General features: G+C 59.3%; 5 protein-coding genes. 3 read left to right on the top strand and 2 right to left on the bottom strand.

Annotated features, from left to right (window positions below; genetic code table 11):
• Positions 1-167: 167 nt before the first annotated feature.
• Positions 168-1,574, bottom strand: coding sequence for a glutamate--ammonia ligase (gene glnA, locus F0M18_RS15655; RefSeq protein WP_149612388.1), 1,407 nt, complete (start codon positions 1,572-1,574; stop codon positions 168-170).
• Between the two features lie 325 nt (positions 1,575-1,899).
• Between glnA and thiI the strand changes: the two genes are divergently transcribed.
• The 3 genes from thiI to dtd all read left to right on the top strand — a co-directional run bounded on the left by thiI (position 1,900) and on the right by dtd (position 5,766).
• Complete coding sequence (thiI, locus tag F0M18_RS15650; protein ID WP_149612387.1) at positions 1,900-3,348, top strand: tRNA uracil 4-sulfurtransferase ThiI; 1,449 nt, start codon at positions 1,900-1,902, stop codon at positions 3,346-3,348.
• Positions 3,349-3,504: 156 nt separating this feature from the next.
• On the top strand, positions 3,505-5,316 hold the full coding sequence (gene typA, locus F0M18_RS15645) for a translational GTPase TypA (RefSeq protein WP_149612386.1): 1,812 nt from the start codon (positions 3,505-3,507) through the stop codon (positions 5,314-5,316).
• Between the two features lie 12 nt (positions 5,317-5,328).
• Positions 5,329-5,766, top strand: a complete 438-nt coding sequence (dtd, locus tag F0M18_RS15640; protein ID WP_149612385.1) for a D-aminoacyl-tRNA deacylase — start codon at positions 5,329-5,331, stop codon at positions 5,764-5,766.
• Between the two features lie 70 nt (positions 5,767-5,836).
• Here the strand turns inward: dtd and F0M18_RS15635 are convergent, their stop codons facing one another.
• Entirely contained in the window at positions 5,837-6,322 is a 486-nt protein-coding gene (locus tag F0M18_RS15635) for a GNAT family N-acetyltransferase (protein WP_262500969.1), read from the bottom strand.
• Between the last annotated feature and the right edge of the window lie 88 nt (positions 6,323-6,410).

Genomic DNA, 6,410 nt, shown 5'->3' with positions numbered 1-6,410 from the left:
GACGTAGTCATCCAGGGTGTCAGGCAGCAAACTGCCCTGTTCTCGAGACTCTCCATCCAGATGGCGCATAAAAAAATACCCGTATCTTGCGATACGGGTATTTTGTCAGACCCCGGAGGTGTTTTCACACAGTCTCCTCACGGCGGGCCTTTCGAGCGTGCAGAGTCTTAAACAGAGTAGTACATGTCGAACTCAACCGGGTGAGTTGTCATATTCAGGCGCTCGATCTCGCCGGATTTCAGATCGATATAGGCATCGATCATATCGTCGGAGAAGACGCCGCCGGCGGTCAGGAATTCGCGGTCTGCGTCCAGCGCCGCCAGTGCCTGGTCGAAGGTGGCCGCCACGGTGGGGATGGCCTTGCCTTCTTCAGGCGGCAGGTCGTACAGGTCCTTGTCCGCGGCATCGCCGGGGTGGATCTTGTTCTGGATGCCGTCCAGGCCAGCCATCAACATGGCTGCAAACGCCAGGTAAGGGTTGGCGGTCGGGTCGGGGAAGCGAACTTCCACGCGCTTGCCTTTGGGGCTCGGTTCGTAGGGGATACGAATCGAGGCAGAGCGGTTGCGGGCTGAGTAGGCCAGCATGACCGGGGCTTCGAAGCCCGGCACCAGGCGCTTGTACGAGTTGGTGGAGGCGTTGGTGAAGGCGTTCAGGGCGCGAGCGTGCTTGATGATACCGCCAATGTAGTACAGGGCAGTTTCAGACAGTCCGGCGTAGCCGTCGCCAGCGAACACGTTTTCGCCGTCCTTGGAGATGGACTGGTGCACGTGCATGCCGGAACCGTTGTCACCCACGACAGGCTTGGGCATGAACGTTGCGGTCTTGCCGTAGGCGTGCGCCACATTGTGCACGCAGTACTTCAATACCTGCACTTCATCACCCTTCTTCACCAGAGTGCTGAAGCGGATGCCGATCTCACACTGGCCGGCGGTGCCCACTTCGTGGTGATGTACTTCTACGTCAAGGCCCATCTGCTCCATGGCGGTACACATGGCGGCGCGGATGTCATGCAGTGAGTCGACCGGGGGAACCGGGAAGTAGCCGCCCTTGACGCCCGGACGGTGCCCGATGTTGCCTTCTTCAAACTGGTGATTGGAAACCCAGGCCGCTTCTTCGGAGTGAATCTGGTAGCTTGCGCCGGACATGTCCACGTGCCACTTGATGTCATCGAAAACGAAGAATTCGGGTTCAGGGCCGAAAAAGGCGGTGTCGCCGATGCCGGTGGACTTCAGGTATTCCTCGGCGCGCTGGGCGACGGAGCGTGGGTCACGGTCGTAGCCCTGCATGGTGGAAGGCTCAACCACGTTACAGCGCAGGATGACGGTGGCGTCGTCGGTGAACGGGTCCATCAGGGAGGTGTTGTCATCCGGCATCAGGATCATGTCGGATTCGTTAATGCCCTTCCAACCGGCGATGGATGAGCCATCGAACATCTTGCCGTCTTCGAAGAAGTCTTCGTCCACTTCCTTGGACGGGATGGTGACGTGCTGCTCTTTGCCGCGGGTGTCGGTGAAGCGCAGGTCCACCCAGTTCGCTTCGTTTTCCTTGATCAGGTTCAGAGTTTGCTCTGACATCGATATTCCTCCATCGGGATTTAATAGGGCCAGCGGGCCGGCCTGCGTGCTTTAATTGGGGAAGCGGTTACTACCGTCGCCCATATCGTTAGGCAGTTTCAAAATAGCAAAAGCTGTGCCAAAAAGGTGCTCACGCTAACTCACTGTTTTCTATGGGTTTAGGCTGCCCTCAAGCGCTCGGATATATGCAATTGCGCCATTATGGTGCGAGAGTGAGCCATTTTGGTGCGCCCAGGGGTGAATTTTCCCGAACGCCCTGCCTGCACTTCGCGGTGGTGATCTTCGTATAATACGCGCCTCGGAATGCCGTTGCGTTATCCCCCCAATGAAATTTGTTGTCAAGTTTTTCCCTGAGATCACGGTCAAGAGCAAGCCCGTGCGCAGGCGCTTTGTGACCCAGTTGCTGGACAACATGAAGGCGGTGCTCAGGCAGGTCGACCCGGATATCGCGGTTCGCCGCGGCTGGGACAAGGTGCTGGTAGACACGCAGCTGGAAGGTGACGAGCAGCTGGCGCGACTGGTGGAGGCCATGCGCCACATAGCGGGTATTACCTATATCCTGGAGGTTTTCGAGGAGTCGCTTCCCGATCTCGAGCATATCGCCGATGCCGTGTTACCGGTGTATGCGCCAAGGCTGGCAGGCAGGACCTTTGCCGTGCGTTGCAAGCGTAACGGTTCCCACCCCTTCACCTCGATGGACGTGGAGCGTGAGGTCGGTGCCGCGCTGCTGGCGCGAAGCGCTGCCGCGGGGGTCAACCTGAAAGCCCCGGATGTGCTGGTAGAAATGGAGATCAGCAGGAAAACGCTCTATGTCATCGGCCGGCGTCACCGGGGCATTGGCGGCTATCCAGTGGCCAGCACGGACCCGGTCCTGGCACTGATTTCCGGCGGTTTTGATTCTCCTGTTGCCAGCTACCTGACCATGAAGCGGGGTATGCGCACGCACTTCCTGTTTTTCAATCTCGGTGGCAGGGATCATGAGGTGGCCGTCAAGGAAGTGGCGCTCTATCTCTGGCAGAAGTACGGCTGCGAGCAGCGGGTGTTGTTCATCAGTGTGCCCTTCGAAGAGGTCGTGGCGACTCTGCTGGCCGAGGTCCAGGACAGTTATATGGGGGTTGTGCTAAAGCGCATGATGCTGCGAGTGGCCAACCGGCTTGCCAGCGAGCTGGAGATTGAGGCGCTGGTTACTGGCGAAGCCGTGGCGCAGGTCAGCAGCCAGACGCTGCGCAACCTGTCAGTCATTGACGAGGTCAGTGACAAGCTGGTGCTGCGCCCGTTGATCACGTCCGACAAGGAAGACATCGTGCGCCTGGCCAACACCATCGGCACCGGGGAGTTTGCCGCCGAGATGCCGGAGTACTGTGGTGTCATCTCCGTCAACCCCGCCACCCGGGCGCGCCTGGATCGCGTACGCCTGGAAGAGCAGCGTTTCGATGCGGCTATTCTGGATCGCGCAGTGGAGGCTGCGAAAAAGACCCGCATCGATCGACTGGCGGATGAGGATCTGGCGCGGTCAGAGGTGGAGGTGCTCTCCGTGCCGCTTGCGGGCAGCGTGATTATTGATATCCGCCACCCCGATGAAGAGGAGCTGGCACCGCTCAGGCTGCAGGTGCCGGTAGAGAAGATTCCTTTCTACCAGCTGCACAACAAGGCAGCGCAACTCGATCCCGACACGACTTACATGCTGTTTTGCGGCAAAGGCGTCATGAGCCGGTTGCATGCCAGCTACCTGGTGGAATCGGGATGCGAGCGAATCAAGGTCTATGCCCCGTAATACTACCGTTTCCAGGCGGTAGGGGTAGTGTATAATCCGGCGCCTTTTTGGAAGCTCCGGCCTGTAGGAGCGGCTTTAGCCGCGATTTGGCCGGTTCCCTTCCCGACCCAGATCGCGGCTGTGACCGTTCCTACATGATTCTACGCAGGTATCCCCTTGATCGAAAAATTGCGCAATATCGCCATCATCGCCCATGTTGACCACGGCAAGACCACCCTGGTCGACTGCCTGCTGCAACAGTCAGGTACCCTGGATCGGCGCAACGAGGGCGCCGAGCGCGTCATGGACTCCAATGACCAGGAGCGTGAACGCGGTATTACCATTCTCGCCAAGAACACCGCTATCAAGTGGCAGGACTACCGCATCAATATTGTTGATACCCCCGGGCACGCCGACTTCGGCGGCGAAGTGGAGAGGGTGTTGTCGATGGTGGATTCGGTGCTGCTGTTGGTCGATGCCGTGGACGGCCCCATGCCGCAGACCCGGTTCGTCACCTCCAAGGCTTTCGAGCAGGGCCTGAACCCGATTGTTGTGGTCAACAAGGTGGATCGTCCCGGCGCCCGCCCCGATTGGGTGGTCGACCAGGTTTTCGATCTCTTCGATCGCCTCGGTGCCACCGAGGAGCAGCTGGATTTCCCGGTGATTTTCGCCTCTGCTATTGAGGGGGTCGCCGGCCTCGACCACGAAGACCTGGCGTCCGACATGGAGCCCCTGTTCAAGACGATCGTCGAGAAAGTGCCGGCCCCACAGGTCAACAGTGACGGGCCCTTGCAGTTACAAATCAGCGCCCTCGACTACTCCAGTTATGTGGGCGTCATTGGCGTCGGCCGCATCTCCCGCGGCAAATTGCTGCCGAACACCCAGGTCACGGTAATCGACCGTGACGGTGAAACCCGCAATGGCAAAGTGTTGCAGGTCATGGGCTACCTGGGGCTGGAGCGGGTGGACGTGGACAGCGCCGAGGCGGGTGACATCGTCTGTATCACTGGCATCGACGGCCTCAATATTTCCGATACCCTTTGTGAGCCCGGGCATGTCGAGGCCCTGCCTGCACTGTCAGTCGATGAACCCACGGTCAGCATGACCTTCCAGGTGAATGACTCACCCTTTGCCGGCAAGGAAGGCAAATATGTGACATCGAGGAATATCAAGGAGCGGCTGGAGCGCGAGCTGATCCACAATGTTGCGTTGCGTGTGGAGCAGGGTGACAGCCCGGACAAGTTCAAGGTTTCCGGACGTGGTGAGCTGCACCTGTCGGTGCTCATCGAATCCATGCGCCGGGAAGGCTTTGAAATGGGTGTCTCGCGGCCTGAAGTTATCCAGAAAGAAATCGACGGCCAGCTGCAGGAGCCCTACGAGCAGCTTGTTATCGATTGTGAGGATGCCCACCAGGGCTCGTTGATGGAAGAGCTCGGCCTGCGCCGCGCAGAGCTGGAAAACATGGTCCCGGACGGCAAGGGCCGGGTGCGCCTGGAGTTCATTATCCCCGCCCGCGGGCTTATCGGTTTCCGTTCCCAGTTTCTTACCATGACCTCGGGCAGCGGTATCATGACGCATGTGTTCGACCACTACGGCCCGGTGAAAAACGCAGAAATCATTCACCGCCAGAACGGTGTGCTGGTATCCATGGTCAAGGGCAAGACCCTGGCCTACGGCCTGTTTAACCTGCAGGATCGCGGTCGCCTGTTTGTCGACCCGAATGTGGAAGTGTATGAGGGCCAGATTATAGGCCTGCACAGCCGCAACAATGACCTGACAGTTAACCCCACCAAGGCCAAGCAGCTCACCAATGTGCGCGCCTCGGGCACGGATGAGGCCCTGACCCTGACGCCTCCTGTGCGCCATACGCTGGAGCAGGCGCTGGAGTTTATCGAGGATGACGAGCTGGTGGAAGTAACGCCCGAGAGCATTCGCCTGCGCAAGAAACTGCTGCAGGAGCACGAGCGCCGTCGCGCCGGACGTGTCTGAGTTCACGTCATCATGAAAGCCCTTATCCAGCGCGTCACGTTTGCCCGTGTGCAAGTCGATGGCGAGGTTACAGGGGAAATTGAGCGTGGATTGCTGGTATTGCTGGGCCTGGACAAGGGCGACGACCAGGCCAGCGCAGAGCGCATGCTGGACAAGCTGCTGGCTTATCGCGTGTTTGCCGATGACCGCGGACGCATGAATTGTTCGGTCGCTGATATCGGTGGTGGTGTGCTGCTGGTATCGCAGTTCACGCTCTCAGCGGACACCCGCAAGGGCCTGCGCCCCAGTTTCTCATCGACGATGCCCCCCGCAGACGCCGAGCGGCTGTACGACGACATGCTGGCCAGTTTACGCGAACGCCATCCCGCTGTTGCCGCCGGGCGATTCGGGGCGGACATGCAGGTCTGTCTGTGCAACGACGGTCCGGTCACCTTTATGCTGGAGGTTTAGCCGCAACAGCCGGCCCTTTGCTTGCAGTTTTTGCCTCATGTGAAACGACTACCAGCCTGCTGTTGCGGCACTAGTCCATGACTTTCGGGTTGACTGGCGCACTTTTCGGGTTTGCCAGCACCATCTCCAGGTGGGGGATGCCATCCAGGTCGTAAACGTCGCCCTCGGTGGCAAAGCCCAGCTCCTCGTAAAAGCGCTCAAGATGGGCCTGGGCATGAATGCGGATGTCGCTCGACTGCCACCGCTGCAGGTTATGGGCAATACCGCGACGCACGAGTTCGCGTCCAAGGTCGCGGCCGCGAGCGCGGGGATCGACGACGATACGACCCAGTGTGCTCTCTTTCTCCTGCAGGCCCGGCGGCAGGCAGCGCTGGTAGGCGAGCAGTTCCTCGTTTTCAAAGTACAACATGTGTATCGCTTGCAGATCGAGTCCGTCGGTATCCACATAGATGCTGTTCTGTTCCACGGCGAACACTTCCTGCCGCAGGCGCAGTGCCGCGTAAAGCTGATAGCTGCTCATGCCGTCAAAATCTGTCGTCAGCCATTGTGATCGCACTGCTTACCTTCCTCTTTTTAGCTGCTTGATACTTCCTCCCCGCGCGGGGAAGTTGGTACTATAGGCGCCTGCTCGCCGCGAGAACAGG

It is taken from the genome of Pseudohalioglobus sediminis (assembly GCF_008370495.1).
GTDB lineage: Bacteria > Pseudomonadota > Gammaproteobacteria > Pseudomonadales > Halieaceae > Halioglobus.
The sequence above is the reverse complement of the archived record's forward strand: the minus strand, read 5'-3'. Positions and strand labels throughout refer to the sequence as shown.